16 protein-coding genes are annotated in these 15,569 nt (G+C 55.2%); 3 read left to right on the top strand and 13 right to left on the bottom strand.

The window, feature by feature from the left end; translation table 11 throughout:
* Positions 1-250 precede the first annotated feature (250 nt).
* The 11 genes from AC0JZ1_RS20945 to AC0JZ1_RS20895 all read right to left on the bottom strand — a co-directional run bounded on the left by AC0JZ1_RS20945 (position 251) and on the right by AC0JZ1_RS20895 (position 10,924).
* A complete protein-coding gene (locus AC0JZ1_RS20945) occupies positions 251-496 on the bottom strand; it encodes a WGR domain-containing protein (RefSeq protein WP_471884359.1) in 246 nt (81 codons plus the stop codon).
* Between the two features lie 110 nt (positions 497-606).
* On the bottom strand, positions 607-2,214 hold the full coding sequence (locus AC0JZ1_RS20940) for an FGGY-family carbohydrate kinase (RefSeq protein WP_471884358.1): 1,608 nt from the start codon (positions 2,212-2,214) through the stop codon (positions 607-609).
* Between the two features lie 29 nt (positions 2,215-2,243).
* Positions 2,244-2,972 carry an SDR family oxidoreductase gene (locus AC0JZ1_RS20935; protein WP_471884357.1) on the bottom strand — a complete coding sequence of 243 codons (729 nt, stop codon included), beginning with the start codon at positions 2,970-2,972 and terminating at the stop codon, positions 2,244-2,246.
* Positions 2,973-3,007: 35 nt separating this feature from the next.
* Positions 3,008-4,045 (bottom strand): NAD(P)-dependent alcohol dehydrogenase, encoded by a 1,038-nt coding sequence (locus AC0JZ1_RS20930; RefSeq protein WP_471884356.1) that lies wholly within the window; start codon positions 4,043-4,045, stop codon positions 3,008-3,010.
* Positions 4,046-4,060: 15 nt separating this feature from the next.
* Positions 4,061-5,143 (bottom strand): ABC transporter ATP-binding protein, encoded by a 1,083-nt coding sequence (locus tag AC0JZ1_RS20925; RefSeq protein WP_471884355.1) that lies wholly within the window; start codon positions 5,141-5,143, stop codon positions 4,061-4,063.
* A 51-nt stretch (positions 5,144-5,194) separates the two neighbouring features.
* Positions 5,195-6,196 carry a sugar-binding transcriptional regulator gene (locus AC0JZ1_RS20920; protein WP_471884354.1) on the bottom strand — a complete coding sequence of 334 codons (1,002 nt, stop codon included), beginning with the start codon at positions 6,194-6,196 and terminating at the stop codon, positions 5,195-5,197.
* 17 nt (positions 6,197-6,213) lie between these two features.
* Positions 6,214-7,119, bottom strand: a complete 906-nt coding sequence (locus AC0JZ1_RS20915) for a sugar phosphate isomerase/epimerase family protein (RefSeq protein WP_471884353.1) — start codon at positions 7,117-7,119, stop codon at positions 6,214-6,216.
* Positions 7,116-7,934: a carbohydrate ABC transporter permease gene (locus tag AC0JZ1_RS20910; protein WP_471884352.1), complete on the bottom strand. Its 819-nt coding sequence runs from the start codon at positions 7,932-7,934 to the stop codon at positions 7,116-7,118. Before AC0JZ1_RS20910 ends, AC0JZ1_RS20915 begins: the two co-directional genes overlap by 4 nt.
* A complete protein-coding gene (locus AC0JZ1_RS20905) occupies positions 7,934-8,848 on the bottom strand; it encodes a carbohydrate ABC transporter permease (RefSeq protein ID WP_471884351.1) in 915 nt (304 codons plus the stop codon). Before AC0JZ1_RS20905 ends, AC0JZ1_RS20910 begins: the two co-directional genes overlap by 1 nt.
* A gap of 70 nt (positions 8,849-8,918) precedes the next feature.
* Positions 8,919-9,470 (bottom strand): SIS domain-containing protein, encoded by a 552-nt coding sequence (locus AC0JZ1_RS20900; RefSeq protein WP_471884350.1) that lies wholly within the window; start codon positions 9,468-9,470, stop codon positions 8,919-8,921.
* Between the two features lie 104 nt (positions 9,471-9,574).
* On the bottom strand, positions 9,575-10,924 hold the full coding sequence (locus tag AC0JZ1_RS20895; protein ID WP_471884349.1) for an ABC transporter substrate-binding protein: 1,350 nt from the start codon (positions 10,922-10,924) through the stop codon (positions 9,575-9,577).
* Positions 10,925-11,226: 302 nt separating this feature from the next.
* Between AC0JZ1_RS20895 and AC0JZ1_RS20890 the strand changes: the two genes are divergently transcribed.
* The 3 genes from AC0JZ1_RS20890 (at position 11,227) to AC0JZ1_RS20880 (ending at position 14,005) form a co-directional block, all read left to right on the top strand.
* Positions 11,227-12,027, top strand: a complete 801-nt coding sequence (locus tag AC0JZ1_RS20890; protein WP_471884348.1) for an inositol monophosphatase family protein — start codon at positions 11,227-11,229, stop codon at positions 12,025-12,027.
* A gap of 117 nt (positions 12,028-12,144) precedes the next feature.
* Positions 12,145-13,077, top strand: coding sequence for a 3-hydroxyacyl-CoA dehydrogenase NAD-binding domain-containing protein (locus AC0JZ1_RS20885; protein WP_471884347.1), 933 nt, complete (start codon positions 12,145-12,147; stop codon positions 13,075-13,077).
* A gap of 160 nt (positions 13,078-13,237) precedes the next feature.
* Positions 13,238-14,005 (top strand): GntR family transcriptional regulator, encoded by a 768-nt coding sequence (locus AC0JZ1_RS20880; protein ID WP_471884346.1) that lies wholly within the window; start codon positions 13,238-13,240, stop codon positions 14,003-14,005.
* 9 nt (positions 14,006-14,014) lie between these two features.
* On the opposite strand, the gene AC0JZ1_RS20875 is transcribed toward AC0JZ1_RS20880, so the two are convergent.
* Both AC0JZ1_RS20875 and AC0JZ1_RS20870 read right to left on the bottom strand, forming a co-directional pair.
* Positions 14,015-14,785 carry an aspartate/glutamate racemase family protein gene (locus tag AC0JZ1_RS20875; protein ID WP_471884345.1) on the bottom strand — a complete coding sequence of 257 codons (771 nt, stop codon included), beginning with the start codon at positions 14,783-14,785 and terminating at the stop codon, positions 14,015-14,017.
* Positions 14,782-15,555, bottom strand: a complete 774-nt coding sequence (locus tag AC0JZ1_RS20870) for an aspartate/glutamate racemase family protein (protein WP_471884344.1) — start codon at positions 15,553-15,555, stop codon at positions 14,782-14,784. Before AC0JZ1_RS20870 ends, AC0JZ1_RS20875 begins: the two co-directional genes overlap by 4 nt.
* Positions 15,556-15,569 lie beyond the last annotated feature (14 nt).

The following is a 15,569-nucleotide window of genomic DNA, read 5'->3' as shown; positions in this document are numbered from 1 at the left end:
CTGGCTTCACACCATTTGCATCCGGGCACAAATCCTTTAAAGCTCCGCAAACCAGCTTCCTAATTGATTCTGCTATGCTTTTGAGTAGCTTCGGTCGAAGAGAGCGGTTAAATGACTCACAGATGAAATCGCAAACAGGGCTCTATTTGCCAAGCGATACAGCGTGCCAAGCCCCTTTTGCAGAGCCGAATCGGAATCATTAAGTCAGCGAGCGCCACGAACAAACCGCGCTTGTAAGTCGCTGGATCGCTTACAGGACTTGTCTATAGCCTCTCTTGAGCTTTGAAGCGGCCATCCTTCGAAACTCAATCTCGGCTTCTTTTGTGCCCCCATGCGATTGATTGATCTGTCGCCCAAAGGTCCCGATCCGTCCCCAGCTCCGGACAACGATGACGTGGCCAAAAAGATCGATTTCCAGCGATAGTCGATAGAACCTCGCCATGTTCTTTTGGCGATCAACCCGTTCCAGATAAAGGCTTGAGGTGCTGTTTTTCATGCCCGGCATGGTCGCCGAAGCAACCCTGCGCGTCCAACGACAAATGTGAATCGAAACGGTCGCTTCGATTCACGCGTTTGATGGATCAGCCAGCCGTGTCTTCTGCCTCATCAGCAATCGCGCATACTGCGCAATTGTGCTTGCAGGATACAGAAGGCATTGAACCGCTTATCGTGGGTGGTTCGGATGTCCCCCGAAGCGGGCTCATAGGTCTGCCCGGGCTTGCTCAAAGCCTGCATCGCGCTTTTGAGATCAGGAAAGGCTTTTGCCGCCGTGGCTCCCAGAAGTGCTGCCCCGAGCAAAACGGGTTCAGATGTTTCCGGCGCAATGACCGGCTTGCCACTGGCGTCGGCGAGGATTTGGCGCGTCAGGCCATGCTGTCCAGCCCCGCCGCTGATGATAATCCGGTCGACATCGGCACCGGCTTCTTTTTGTGCGTCGATGATCTGCCGCAAGCCATAGCCGATACCGCAGAGACCGGCGAGGTAAAGCGAGACCAGACTTTCGAGATCACGTTCAACGCCGAGACCCGCAATTGCAGCGCGGGCTCCCGGATCGGCAAAGGGCGCTCGATTCCCCAGAAATTCCGGCACGACATGTAGCCCCGTTGCCAGTGCGACCACATGCGATGCAGAGTCATGGCTTGAGGAGGCAAGATCAGCGAGCATCACAGGCAAAGACAGACCACTGGCCTTGGCTTTTTCCTGAGCTTCGTGAAAGGCGGGATGAAAACTGATCAATTGATCGATTGCTGCGCCCGCAGCGCTCTGACCACCTTCATTCAACCATAGACCCGGCACCATGGCCGAATAATAGGGACCCCATACGCCGGGCACGAACTTCGGACTGGATGTAGAGGTGAGTGTGCAGGAGGATGTTCCGAACACATAGCCCATATTGCGCTCCGGCGTGCCGCCAATGCCGACTGTGCCGATGCCGCCAGCATGTGCATCGATCATACCTGCCGAAACGGGCGTCCCCTCGGCAAGACCAAGGTCACGCGCTGCCTCAGCCGTTAAACCACTTCCCACGGGTGTTCCCGGCTCCACAATTTGCTGACCGATACGGGAAAAATCTTCATCGGCAAGTTCGGAAAGACCGATTTGCCGAAAGTAACTCGGGTCCCAACGGCGCTCATGCGCAAGATACGTCCATTTGCAGGCCAAAGTGCAGGTCGAACGCGCCAGGCTGCCGGTCGCACGCCAAGTCAGAAAATCGGCCAGATCGAAGAATTGCCACGCTTTCGAAAAGATATGCGGCCGGTTTTCCTTAAGCCATAACAGTTTCGGTGTTTCCATTTCGGGCGAAATGCGGCCGCCGACATAGCGTAACACTCCGTGTCCAAGGGCGTTGATGCGTTCCGCCTGATCTACCGCACGGTGATCCATCCAGACGATGATGTCGCGCGCTGATTGTTCGGAGGGACCAACAGCAAGGGGCTCGCCCCCCTCACCCAATACAACGAGTGAGCAGGTCGCGTCGAACCCAAGACCTGCTACATCCTGAGCAGACACACCTGCCGCCTCTACGGCAGATCGCACAGCATCACAGACCGACTGCCAGATATTGGCACTCGATTGCTCCACCATGTGATGCTCGCGGTAGATGTTAATATCCCGCTTTCCGGTTCCAAGGCACTTGCCTTCATCATCAAAGAGGCCAGCGCGAGCGCTACCTGTTCCAACGTCAACGCCGATGAAATATTTGGAACCGCTCATGCCTCACTCCTCGCACGCAGATGTCAGCCCTATAGATCCACGCTATTGGGCAAAATCACAAGATCACGAATGACCACATTGCGCGGACGAGACAACATGAAACACACTGCTTCTGCCACTTCCTGTGGCTGCATCAGGCTACCATTCGCCAAAGCTTCCTCCATTTTTTCAGGGGGCCAGTCATCCAGCAATGCAGTCACCACAGGCCCTGGCAGAACCGCGCCAACGCGGATGCCATGCTGGGAAACCTGACGGCGAGTGGTGTGAACGAAAGCCTGAACAGCAAATTTGGAGGCCGTGTAAATTGGCTCCCATACCACCGGCACCACACCTGCAACCGAACTGGTAAAGAGGATATCACCGCTCTTTTGAGCGATCATATGCGGTAAAACAGCATGAACACTGCGGAAGGCAGCATTGATGTTGAGGTTCAACATCTTGTCCCAGGCGTCGGGATCACCCTCCGCCACCGGCCCGCCAACATAGGCACCGGCGTTGGCATGGAAGATGTCGAGCCTGCCAGCCACTTCAAGGATACGAGGCAAAAGGTTAGAAACCTCCGGGCCGTCTAAGAGGTTTATAACCACCATCCGGCTGCGTTCTCCCAGCTCCTCGCAAAGTGACCGCAGCTTTTCTTCGGCTCGATCAATGAGAACGACTGTCGCGCCCTCATCGATAAGCTTGCGCGCGCAAGCCAAGCCAATCCCTGAGGCCGCCCCAGTAATAGCCGCAACCTTGCCTTCCATCACCTTCGTCATCGTCGCAACTCCACTGCTACCAATCTCGTTGAGGCTCAGTCGGCCAGGCGAATCTGCAGCTTCACATCCTCGGGTAAAGCTTTCGCAGCACGCTCGAAGGCGGTGATGCTGTCATCGAATGAGAATGTGTCTGTGATCAGCGGCTTGAGATCGACCTTGCCGGAGGCGATCAGGTTGACCGCACGGTCGAAATTATTGGCGTAGCGGAACACTGTTTCGATCCGCGCTTCCTTGAAAATGGAAGCGGGAACATCAAAGTGAACGGGCTCCACGGGTAGCCCCACCAAAACGAGTGCTCCACCTGGACGCATCAGATCGAATATCCCCTCGTAGGCGCGGGGGCTACCGCTTGCTTCAAACACCACATCCGCACCCCAGCCATCGGTTGCACGCAGTACCGTCTCGTTAAGGGAGGTTTCCTTGATGTTGACCGGCGTAATGCCCGAATATTGCCCTGCAATGTGAAGTTTGGCCGGGCTGAGATCCGAGATAAAAACGCGTGAGCAGCCACCGGCAAGGGCTGCAATTGCCGTCATGATGCCAATGGGGCCGCAACCGATAACCACGGCCACATCGCCAGGTGTGATACGTGCGCGGGTAGCCGCCTGCATGCCAACCGCAAAGGGTTCGATCATTGCTCCTTCAGCGAAAGAAACATTATCCGGCAGTTTGTAGGTAAAGGCGGCAGGGTGAACGACCTCGGGCGTTAGAACGCCATGGATAGGCGGCGTCGCCCAAAAGCGCACATCGGGATCGACGTTATAGATGCCGAGTTTAGACGCGCGAGATTCCATATTGGGAACGCCGGGCTCCATACAAACGCGATCTCCCACGCGCAAATGGCTGACGTTTGAACCTACCTCAGTAACCGTACCCGCGGCTTCATGACCAAGCACCATGGGCTCGCGCACCACGAAAGAACCGATGGCGCCATGCGTGTAGTAGTGGACGTCGCTACCGCATACCCCAACCGTATGAATCGCAATCTTCACGTCGTTCGGGCCGACAGCCAACGGCAGATCGATATCGCGCAGGGATAGCTCGCCTTGGCGTTCGAGAACCAGAGCTTTCATCTTTTTCATTCCTTGTTAGAGAGCCAATCCATCTGGCGTAAAGAGATAGATGTGTGCTGGATCAATTCCAGCGCCAAGGGCAGAACCGGGCGCAATATCAGGGCGTCCAGCCGTCACGATTGTGACCATCTCATCTTGCGCGCGCGCATAAAGCTGCGTTGAACCACCCAGGTTTTCGGCAAAATCCAAAACTAGATTGAGCAGGGGAGTGCCTGAAGAAGCGGTCAGATGTTCCGGTCTCAAACCAACCGTCAATGTGTCGCCGATATGCGCACGGCCCGCTGACGGATGGGAAAGAGAAAGGCTTCCGCCGACGAAGGCGGGGTGGGAAAGTTTGAGGCTCGTGCCATCAGCTTCAAGCACTTTTGCACTGAGGAAATTCATCTTCGGCGAACCAATAAAGCCTGCGACGAAGGTGTTCGCTGGCCGGTCGTAAAGTTCTGTGGGTGAGCCTATCTGCTCCACCAGGCCAGCCCGAAGCACGACAATGCGATCCGCGAGCGTCATCGCTTCCACCTGGTCATGCGTTACATAGACCATGGTCGCACCCAGGTTGCGGTGCAGCTTTGCAATTTCCACTCGCATCTGGCTTCTGAGTTCCGCATCGAGGTTGGAAAGTGGCTCATCGAAGAGGAAGATTTTCGGGTTCCGGACAATAGACCGGCCAATTGCCACGCGCTGGCGCTGACCGCCGGAAAGCGCGCGCGGCTTACGCTCCAGAAGCGGTTCAATTTGCAGAATGCGAGCGGCTTCCCCAACCCGGCTGCGAATTTCATCTTCGGGAAGCTTCGCCATGCGCAGCCCGAACGCCATATTTTCAAAAACGCTCATGTGCGGGTAAAGCGCGTAAGATTGAAACACCATCGACACTTCGCGCTTGGCTGGCTCCTCATAGGTGACATCCTTGCCATCGATTGAAAGCGTGCCAGAGGTTACGTCTTCCAGCCCCGCAATCATGCGCAGCAGGGTCGACTTTCCGCAACCGGATGGGCCGACGAAAACCACGAATTCCCCCTTGGACGCGGAGATGTTGACGCCCTTGATGACGCTCACTTCTCCGAATGTTTTCCTGATGTTATCCAGTTGGAGGAATGTCATGTCCAGTTACTCCCAATTCCGTAAAGTCACATGGCAAGGTCACCCCCGCCGTTATGAATCTCGCTTGTCGTGATGTTTCTTTTCGCCTTCCAGCAGGCCAGCGGCACAATTTTCGTCCGTTACCAGCCGCTTCACAAAGCCACCTCGCAAGATGGCGCGGATGATATCCACCTTGTACCAGCCGCCAGATGCGAGGATGGAGTGGCGTACTGATTTCAGCTGTTCCGGCGTGACGGAAAGCACGCGCTCATTGAGCGGATGATCTACGGGCTTGCCCTCGCTATCGATGAAAACGCCTAGAAGATCGCCCACAGCACCGGCGGCTCGAAGACCCTCCAGATTTTCCGACACGGTCGGTGTCTGCACCAAAAGCGAGCGGGATGTCATATCGCCGCAGGAAACCAGAGCAACGTCGACGGAGCGCGCGCGGCGCATGGTTTCACGAATTCCGTGGTGGGAAAGCAATGCTTCCCGGCTCTCTGAGGAGGGGAAGTAAAGCGGCGCTGTGAGATACCAGCACTCTGCGGAAATTGCCCTCGCGTAGCCGGTCGCGACCTCGAATGTGCTGGAACCGGAACCCCGCGTCAGCCCGCCCATGATGGACGTGACCCAACTCTCGGGGAGGGGACGGGGCGTGAGACGTTTCAATCCTGCCGTCAGCGTCTTTCCCCATCCCACGCCAAGACCCATGCCATCCTCAAGCAACCGATCCAGAATACCACCTGCTGCATCACCCACAGCGCGCTGGTTCTCCGTATCGTCCGGCAGGGTGGGGATCACGCAGACCTCTTCCAATCCAAAGCGTTCCGCGAGACGGTTTTCCAGCTCTATGCAATTGGCCATCGGCAGACGGATGTCGACCACCACCGAACCATCTGTCCGCAACTGACCGAGCGTCTTGTTCACCCGCAACCGAGTGAGCCCCAGTTGATCTGCAATCTCCTGCTGCGTCATGCCGCCGATGAAATAAAGCCATGCGACCCGAGCGCGGATTTGCTGGGCGTCCATATCGTCAATGGCATTGGTGATTTTCTCTGTTCCCTTAACCGGCATGATTTATGTCCTCCTGCTCAGGCAAAAGCCTGCTTCAGAGATGCAGCCGATGCCTTTAATGCGCGCAATATCGATGTGCTATCGCGTTCAAATGGATAAAACACTTCCAAAAAGACAGGCGCTTGCGCAAGCCCAACACGCTCCAGCAAGGCTTTGGCTGCGCCCAAATTGACCCGTCCTTCCTCGGTGAAATCCCAATGCCGGTCATACTGAAAATCGGTCTGCTGAAGATGCACCGCGCCAATAACGTCGTGAAGCTCAGCCAGCCAAGGCTCCATGGTATCGGCTGCATCGCCGTAGAGCGGCATAAACGTGCCGTGGCCCCAATCCACGCAAAGGCTCCATGGCGTGGCACTTGAGGCGACGTCGCGCATCATTTTCCGGGATTGCTGAACGGTCCAGGGCCATTCCCGACGCATAGGCGTTGGCTCGACATAGAGCTCGCGCAAGCCGCTAGTTTTCGCCTTTTCTCCCAGGCGTAGCATGCGCTCAATCAGCTCTGCATAATCGCGATCATTGATGGCTTCAGCTTCTGTGCCATCGATGCGAGAGGCGATGGCACCCAGCGGCCCACCCACACCTGGAATACCTGCCTCCGCCGCAAATTCGTAAGCCCGTTGAAGCCACTGCTCCGCATAGGCACGAACATCCTGATCCGGATGGAGCAGTTGGTTGAAAGTGTAATGCGCAAGGCCAATGAAGGCGCTGTGAACCTTTATGCCATGGTCGCTTGCAAGCTGACGCACCAGCGTTGCATGACGAGACAGGAGCGCTGATGGCCACATGGGATCAACAAGGTCAAAGGAAAACTGGACGAGATCAAGCCCCAACTCATCACGAACAACGGGTGCCCAAAGCTCAGGCGTCACCCACCGTTTGACACAGAACGACAAATTAATCCCCGGCATATCCGTGTTCGTCATTTCGTTGCTCCCATCGTCAGGCCGCGCACCATGTGCCGCGATACGATGAGTGCGAAAATCGTCACGGGCAGAACAATCACCGTGCCTGTCGCCATGATCTTGCCCCAAGGAAGCTCGTAGCCAGACATGAAACTCGTCGCCACAACCGGTGCTGTCTGAACATTGCGGCGCGTTAGCACCAGCGCATAGAGAAGTTCATTCCACGAGAAGATGAAGGAAAAGATTGCAGAGACAGCAATTCCCGGTGCCCCGAGCGGCAGGTAGATTTTGCGGAAAATTGTGAACTGGTCGGCACCATCCAGCCGTGCCGCCTGTTCAAGGTCCGGCGGGATGGACTTGAACTGGTCCGTGCAAATCCAGACGACAATGGGCAGATTGAAGGTGAGATAGATGAGGATCAGAACCAGATGCGTATCCAGCATCTTCAATTGCAGAGCCAGAATATAAACCGGCAGAGCCAAAACGATTGGGCTCGTCATGCGGTTGGAGATAAACCAGAACCAGAGGTCGGACTTGCCGCGAAAGTCATAGCGGGCAAGCGCGAAGGCGGCGGGCGCTCCGAGGATAACCGCAAGTGCCGTGGTTGCCGTTGCTATCAGCAGCGAGTTGCCAACAGCGCCAAGAACCTTTGAATCTGCAAAGATTTCCCGGTAATGATCAAGCGTTGGCGTAAACAGCCAAACCGGCGGCGAGGCAAGGATATCAGCCTGGGTTTTAAAACTTGCCGATACCATCCAATAGAACGGAAATAGCGTGAAGAGGATGACGGCTGTCAGGCCAAGAGCGTGCAGAATTGTGCCGGATGAGAGACGCATCAGTGCACCTCCTTGTAAAGGATGCGGATATAGAGGCGGCTGAGCAGAATAGTGATGATCAGCAGCAGGATGGCTTGGGCCGAGGCAGTGCCAAGGTCAAAAATGCGGAAACCGACGCGCTGGATATAGACCGAAACAAGATCCGTCGCAGAGCCGGGTCCGCCGCGCGTCATAACGAACACCATGTCGAACAGCTTCAACACATCTGCGGAACGCAGGATCAGCAGCGCTGTAAGACCGGGCATAAGGTAAGGGAGCTGCACATATTTTAGCAGCGACCATTTTGATGAGGTTTCAAGACGGGCAGCCTCTTCGATCTCACCCGGCACCATGGAAAGGCCCGCCAGGAAAATCAGAGCGCAGAAAGGCGTCCACTGCCAAATGTCCATGATGACAATGGCCGCAAAAGCACCCGCCTTTGATCCCAGCCAATCCAGCCCTCCAATGCCGATCGCATCCAGCAACCAGTTCGCAACACCGAAATCTCGGTTGAAAATCAAGCGGCCGATGAGACCAACCACGGCATACGTCGTCGCGAGAGGCACGACGAGGGTGACCCGCGCCAATGACTTCAGGAATCCCATGCCTGGCTTGTGCAGCAAGAGAGCAATCATCAAGCCCAATGCGATCTGGATCGGCAGCACGGTGACATAGAATTTTGCGGTCAGAAACAGCGAGGCCCAGAACGTGCCATCTGTCAAAACCGATGCGTAATTATCGAAACCGACAAATGGAAAACCGTCGCGCGGACGGGCGATATTATATTGGCGAAAGGATGTAACCACGGCAAACAGCATTGGATAGATGCCGATGATGAAAAGCGTACCGACGGCTGGAGCGAGGAACCAGAAGGGCGTCCATCGGCCATAGCCACGGTTGGGCCTGACGGCTGTTCCAGGGGATGCATTTTTCATCCGTGGTTCCTTTCAATGCAGCAGTTCCAAGCTATGCTTCGCAACACATCGCGACTTGGCCGCTTGGTCATCATTCAAGATTGGTGTGGTTTGCCCGCATGGCCGATGCAGGTACCTCAAGCTTTTCCCGAACGGCCAGAACCAGCAATTCAAACGCCACATACAATGCGCCTTCATAAAGCGAGCCCATAGGCAGCACGGAGGTGAGAGCGCCTTGATCGTTTGCCATTGTCTGGGCCGGAACATGCAGCACCAGATCGGCCTTGGTAGCTGCTGCACCGGACGGTGTGGCCGTGACGACAAGGATGCGCGCGCCAGCTTCGCGAGCAACACCGATCAGGGCAGAGACGGTGGAAAAATCTCCCGGACCAGCTGATACGATGAGAAGATCGCCAGCCTCAATTGCAGGCGTTGTCATGTCTCCTACCACAGCAGAATTGAGACCCAGATGGAAAAGCCGCATGGCCAATCCTTTGATCTGCAATCCTTCCCTGCCGACACCATAGAGCGCTATGCGGCGTGCTTTGCTGATCTCGTCAACGGCGGCTTGAAATTGGGCTTCATCAATTTTGCCAAGGGAAAGCCCAAGTTCGTCCAATGCCTTCTGGTAGAGGTGGAGCATGATCTTGTATTTCTATCAGAGGTAAGAATGGGCAGATGACGACGGAGCTAATCCAACGCCATCTGCCTCGCGAACATCCTGGGAGACAGGGGGAGAAGTGCAGCTTATTGCAACAGCTTCTTCTTGCCGTCGTAATAGCCTTCCTTCTTCAGGATATCCTCCATGCGCGTGCCGATCTCCTTCGAGCCAGCCTCGACGGAAACTTCACCCAGCATCATCTTGGAGCCCCATTCCGCAACCACTTCCGAGATGGCGGGCCATGCCGGGAAACGCGGACGGAATTCGGGTACGCCCTTTTGCCAGGAGGCAACCATGGGTTCGACGAACTTATACTTCGCCTTGATAGCTGGATCGTTATAGACTGACATACGACCCGACACGCCGCCAGCTTCCACATAGGACTTGGCAATATCTTCCGATGTAGCCCACTGGATGAACAGCCAGGTTGCCTTTTTCTGCTCTTCGGACGCTTGCGATGCCACTGCAAGCGAGAAGCCGCCGAGTGCTGGCAGACGTCCTGCGGGGCCTGCAGGTTCCGGTCCCACGGCTAGGCAATCACCGAGCTTGGATGTTGCTGGATCAACCAGCGTTCCATAGAAGGCGGACCATTCCGTGATCATCGCCACCTGACCTTGGGCAAGCGCATTCACGGCTTCCGCATGGTCGAAGCTCACAATGCCGGGGGGCATATATTTCATCAGATCCTGACGGAATTTGAGGCCGGTCTGGCTTTCCTTGCTCATCAGGTTGGACTTGAATTCCTTGTTCAGCAGCGAACCACCGAATGGCCACAGAAAGCGCATGAAGCTATCGGCAGACTGTGTTTCACCGCGAAGAGACTGAAGAGCATAGGCATATTGGTTCTTCGATGCGTCCGTGAGCTTCGGACCGTAGACATTCATCAACTCATCCCAGGTTGCTGGCGGCTTATCGAAGCCTGCTTCCTTGAGCTTGCAAGAGTTATAGAAGAGCAGGCCGGAGTAGTTGTCGAAGGGCAGCCCGTAGGTCTTTCCACCCCACGAGCCAAAGGCATCCAGCAGAAGCGGGAAAAACCCGTCCAGCTTGAGATTTGGATCGGTAATCGTCTTGTCCTTGGTGAAGTTCTCGACCGGCTCGATCCAGCCGTTTTCGGCAAACTCACCAATCCAGACGAGGTCTACAAGCGCCATCGTCAGATCGCCCTGAGATGTGAAGTTCAAAACTTCTTTCTCGCGTGTGTTCTCGTAGGGGACGATCTCGTAATTGACCTTGATACCGGTCTTCTTTTCAAATTCAGGCAGCAGCTTGATGATGGCGCGATAACCAGGTCGATCGAGGAAGATACCGTTGATCTCGGTTCCCTTCAGCGGTTTTGCCGCATCTTCCAGCCAATCGGCATGGGCCGGAGCCGACATGACCGTGGTTGCAGTAGCCAGTGCCAGAACACTAGCGCAAACCTTTAGAAACTTTTTCATTCCTCTCCTCCTTCGCAGATCCACTGCCTCCCCGGCAGCTTTTTTTCAGTATTCAATCCATCTGGCATGATGCATGCAGACATGAGCAGGATCCTCCCGGCTTGCTGCTCATGGCGCACGGGGCAATTGATAGGCACAGCTTCGCCATCCGCAACAAAGGCGGCTTATGCCTATCATTTCAATGACTTCTTCCCACCATCCTCTCAGTGGGATGGCTAATCGATACATCTGTATTTTTCTTTTTGCAATAGCATAGTTCGTCGTTTTATGATGAACTTGAACTGTGGGAGGAGCGGTATTCAATGGCAACTAAGAGCCCCATATCTTCTGAGATCGATGAGCGCCTGACGCTGGCAATGAAGCTAGCCAAAAGCGCTGGCGCGAAAGCGAGGAGCTTCTTAAAGCGACCTGACGATCTAGGCTTTTCCGAGAAATCCTCCTCCCAGGATCTGGTAAGCGCTGCCGATCAAGCGACCGAGGCCTACATGCGCAGAACCATCATGCGCAGTTTCAAGGAAGACGGCATCGTTGGCGAGGAAGCAGGAGGTCTCCCAGGACAATCTGGTTTTGATTGGGTGATAGACCCCATCGATGGCACGATGGCATTCCTCGTCGGCCAACCCAATTGGACCGTATCCATAGCAGTCCTTCATCATGGTGAGCCGGTGGTTGGCGTCGTTTGTGCGCCCTTGCTCAATGAGCTTTACGCAGCAAGAACGGGCGCCGGCGCGACACTGAACGGAAGGCCACTTACGCTCAATCAAAATTGGAATATTCGCTCCACCACCATAGGCTATGGTGGAACAGAGCGCGCCGATCCTCTGGAGGTTGGTCAGTTTGTCACCCGCCTCTATCAGGAAGGTGGCGTTATCTTCCGGGTGGGTTCAGGTGCGCTCATGCTGGCCTATGTCGCGTCCAACCGGCTGGCCGGATACTATGACCCAACTCTGTTCTGCTGGGATTGCATGGCAGGCATGGTGCTCATTCGGGAAGCGGGCGGGCTTGCGCAATTCGATGGCAGTCTATCCGAGCCTGGACCGATCTGGGCAGGCAATAAGGGTGTATTCACTGATCTGAGACGTTTAAGCGGTCTGGAAGACTAGCTGGAAAAGAGGCTGCTTAAACATAATAAAGATATAATCTTAGAACTTTTAGATTGACGCTCGGCTCTTGGCCATGACAATTGTTGCACGAAACAATGTTGAGGAGCTTTGTCAAACATGGCGCGTAGCGACAGCAACAGCGAAGTTATCGCCATCATTGGCGGCGGATTGATTGGTGAGAGCTGGGCGGCTCTTTTTACCGCCTACGGTGCTGATGTTGCACTCTTTGAGCCCTCAGAAGCCGCACGTAAGAACCTTATCGAGCGCGTAGAGCATGCCAGGCTTCAGGTTCAAACGCTGATGAACGGCGTATCCGAACCCGGCCAACTGTATCTGCCTCAATCAATCGCAGAGGCTGTCGAAAAATCAGCCTGGATTCAGGAATGCGTTCCTGAAAATGTTACCTTGAAGCGAGAGGTTTACGCAAAGATCATAGCTTCAGCACCTGCCGAGACCATTATTGCATCTAGCACCTCATCCCTCATATGGTCTGAACTGAGTGAAGGCATGGCGGAGCCGGCGAGACTCATCACCGCACATCCTTTCAATCCGCCTCATCTGATGCCCCTCGTGGAGATTTTTTCCGCTGATACAATCCGCTTCGATGCAGCAGACCGTTTCTATCGCAGGTTCGAACGCCAGCCTGTTCGCGTGAAGCGAGAGGCGAGGGGGCATATTGCCAACCGTCTAGCCTCTGCCCTTTGGCGAGAGGCGGTCAACATGGTGGCCGAAGGTATCGCAGAGGTGAAGGATATCGATGCGGCCCTTGTTTACGGTCCCGGTTTGCGTTGGTCAGTGGTTGGCGCTCATATGGCGTATCATCTGGGCGGAGGTCCCGGCGGGATTGAGCATTATCTGGCGCATCTGGGTCCGAGCCAGGTCAAGAGATGGGAAGACTTAGGGCATCCCGCGCTTGATGAGGAAACAAAGCGCAAGCTGATTGGTGGCATCTGGATTGAGGCGGATGGCAGAAGTGTTTGCGATCTGGAGAAGATACGTGACGAGGGGCTCATTGCTGTCCAGAAAGCGCTCAACCAAAAGCGAGTGTGAACGGTCAATCAATCGCCTTGGGCTATAGTCAAACAACGTGAAGCTTCATTCTCGCGAAAGAAATCTTCGATGGAAGACCAAAGAGAGCCTCGTTAGGATGTTTAATCAACCGACTGCCCGACATTAAAGACCCACTGCTTCTAACGAGACCTGAACCACTATGGCTGAGATACATTCGCCGACACCGCTCTATCATCGGATCTACGCGGTTATGCGTGAGCGAATTATGAAAGGGTATTATCCAGGCAACGCGCCTGTGCCGAGCGAAGCCGAGCTTTCGGAAAGCTTTTCGGTAAGCCGCATTACCATTCGCAAGGCCATGGAAATGCTGACGGCAGAAGGACTGGTAACCCGAACCCGTGGCAAGGGAACCTTCGTCAGCGACAGATCGAAAGAAAACAAGCTCAACAGGGCGGTGGTTTCCAACGTCAACGGGCTGTTCAGCTATCTAAACGCGGTTGGCAAAAGTACTCGGCTGAAGGTCATCAGTCTGGAAACGGCACAGGCACCGCCACGCATCTCGGCGCAAATGGGGTTGGCTCCCACCGCTGACCTGGTGCGCGCAGTGCGCGTCCGCTCATTGGAAAAGCGTCCCTATTCCCTGTCCATCGCTTATCTTTTGCCGGAAATCGGCCAGACCTTGAAACGGCAGGATCTGGCCACGACCAATATGATCGATCTCGTTCAACGGGCGGGCGCAACCGTCGAGCAAGTCGAGCAGACACTGACCGCCACTTTGGCGGACGATTATGCGGCAAAGCATCTTGAAATACCGGTTGGCGCGCCACTTATGCTGGTCAACCGCATATTTTTCGACGCCAGCTTGAAGCCATTTTATGCAGCAGAAATATTCTACTGTGCGGATCGCTATGAATATCGGGTATCGCTGAAGCGAGAAGACGGTAAGGACTTCTCGCTCGGCGGGTAGAGTATTCCCCTATTTGAGGCTGGCAACCGCGGCACCGGCTCCCATCATATGATGAAGCATGTCCAACCGAGGTTCTACCGGGCGAGGGTATGCGGCGAGACCGTGCGACAACCCGAGCGCCAGGAATGTTTCGACCAGCTTATAGGTCAAAGGTCCGGGATTGACGACTGGAACGGGAAGGTTGGCTGCCAGATATTCCCCCGCCTGATGCATCGTCGTTGACCCGAGGCAGATAACGTCTGCGCCATCTTCCTCAATGCATCGCATGGCAACATCCCGCATGCGTGGAAAAACCTTATCCTCCTTTCCATCCAGAAGATTAGAGAAATCCGGCGGTTGATCGAAGCTGCGTACAGACGCGCACTGCCGGTCAAACCCATATTCCCGGATGGCTTTGCGGTAGCGCGGAAGGGCAGGCTCCCACTGGGCGAGCACGGAGAACTTTGCTCCCAGGGTCAGCGCATACAGCATGGAAGCCTTGCCTGCCCCAATGACCGGAATGGAGAGCACCGAGCGGAGCATGACCATGCCGCTATCAGACATCGTATCGATACAAACAGCATCGAAGCCTTCCGCCTCCGCATTGCATCCGGCCTCAAAGATCGCGAGATCCATGAGCCCCCAGTCATGAGGAGACATAAAGGAGGTGGGACCGCAGGTCACCGGCCTGTAGGTTAGCTGCCAATCTGCGGGTAGCGGAACATAGCGGGATTGAGCTTCGCGATTTTTCACGCCTTCCGCATCGAGTGCGAAGGGAACGATGACGAGAATGCGGGTCATGGACGTCCCTCCAGATAATCGGCACCTGCCTTGCCGATAGCACGTATCATGTCATGCTTGGGGTTAAGCGGCGCAGGCCAGGTGGCCTTGCTATGGGTCAGCTTAAGATCGAGCGCAATAGAGGCCAGCTTGTAGGTCAGCGGACCGGGATTGATGACAGGAACCCCGATCCTTTCCGCCAGCCAGGAATGCGCTTCATGCATGGTGGTTGAGCCGAGGATCAGAACCTGAGCGCCATCCCGTTCCACGCATTTTTGCGCGGCATCCAGCAGAAGCGGAAAAACTTCATCTTCCTTGCCGGACAGAAGGCTCTTGTTATCCGGCGTTACGCCAATGGAGCGCATGGAGGCGCACTTATGCTCCATTCCAAGTTCGCCAAGCGTCTTGGTGTAAAGCATCTTCCATCGATCCCACATCATGAGGATGGAAAACTTGTCTCCCAGCATCTGCGCCAGAAGCATAGAATGCCTGCCTGGCGCAATGACCGGAATGTTCAAGACAGACCGCAGCATGGACATTCCGCTATCTGACATGGTGTCGATACAAACAGCATCAAAACCATCCCTCTCCGCATCGAGACCAGCATCCAGGATGGAGAAATCGGCAAGCGCCATGTCGTGCTGGCTGGAATAGTTTTTCGGCCCAAGCCGAACGGGTCGATAATGAAGTTCCATATCCGGACCTAGATTGACCGAACGAGATTGCGCTTCACGCCGAGCCAGATCTTCGCTCGCCATGGGAAATGGCACGATCACCATGATTTTCTTCATGTTTCCTCCTCCCG

This window comes from Affinirhizobium capsici, from assembly GCF_977018625.1.
This window is presented reverse-complemented; position numbering and strand designations above follow the sequence as displayed.

Bases quoted from the DNA above. Each gene is read 5' to 3' on its own strand.
- AC0JZ1_RS20945 (WP_471884359.1), bottom strand. From the start codon at position 496: ATGAAAAACAGCACCTCAAGCCTTTATCTGGAACGGGTTGATCGCCAA.
- AC0JZ1_RS20940 (WP_471884358.1), bottom strand. From the start codon at position 2,214: ATGAGCGGTTCCAAATATTTCATCGGCGTTGACGTTGGAACAGGTAGC.
- AC0JZ1_RS20935 (WP_471884357.1), bottom strand. From the start codon at position 2,972: ATGACGAAGGTGATGGAAGGCAAGGTTGCGGCTATTACTGGGGCGGCC.
- AC0JZ1_RS20930 (WP_471884356.1), bottom strand. From the start codon at position 4,045: ATGAAAGCTCTGGTTCTCGAACGCCAAGGCGAGCTATCCCTGCGCGAT.
- AC0JZ1_RS20925 (WP_471884355.1), bottom strand. From the start codon at position 5,143: ATGACATTCCTCCAACTGGATAACATCAGGAAAACATTCGGAGAAGTG.
- AC0JZ1_RS20920 (WP_471884354.1), bottom strand. From the start codon at position 6,196: ATGCCGGTTAAGGGAACAGAGAAAATCACCAATGCCATTGACGATATG.
- AC0JZ1_RS20915 (WP_471884353.1), bottom strand. From the start codon at position 7,119: ATGACGAACACGGATATGCCGGGGATTAATTTGTCGTTCTGTGTCAAA.
- AC0JZ1_RS20910 (WP_471884352.1), bottom strand. From the start codon at position 7,934: ATGCGTCTCTCATCCGGCACAATTCTGCACGCTCTTGGCCTGACAGCC.
- AC0JZ1_RS20905 (WP_471884351.1), bottom strand. From the start codon at position 8,848: ATGAAAAATGCATCCCCTGGAACAGCCGTCAGGCCCAACCGTGGCTAT.
- AC0JZ1_RS20900 (WP_471884350.1), bottom strand. From the start codon at position 9,470: ATGCTCCACCTCTACCAGAAGGCATTGGACGAACTTGGGCTTTCCCTT.
- AC0JZ1_RS20895 (WP_471884349.1), bottom strand. From the start codon at position 10,924: ATGAAAAAGTTTCTAAAGGTTTGCGCTAGTGTTCTGGCACTGGCTACT.
- AC0JZ1_RS20890 (WP_471884348.1), top strand. From the start codon at position 11,227: ATGGCAACTAAGAGCCCCATATCTTCTGAGATCGATGAGCGCCTGACG.
- AC0JZ1_RS20885 (WP_471884347.1), top strand. From the start codon at position 12,145: ATGGCGCGTAGCGACAGCAACAGCGAAGTTATCGCCATCATTGGCGGC.
- AC0JZ1_RS20880 (WP_471884346.1), top strand. From the start codon at position 13,238: ATGGCTGAGATACATTCGCCGACACCGCTCTATCATCGGATCTACGCG.
- AC0JZ1_RS20875 (WP_471884345.1), bottom strand. From the start codon at position 14,785: ATGACCCGCATTCTCGTCATCGTTCCCTTCGCACTCGATGCGGAAGGC.
- AC0JZ1_RS20870 (WP_471884344.1), bottom strand. From the start codon at position 15,555: ATGAAGAAAATCATGGTGATCGTGCCATTTCCCATGGCGAGCGAAGAT.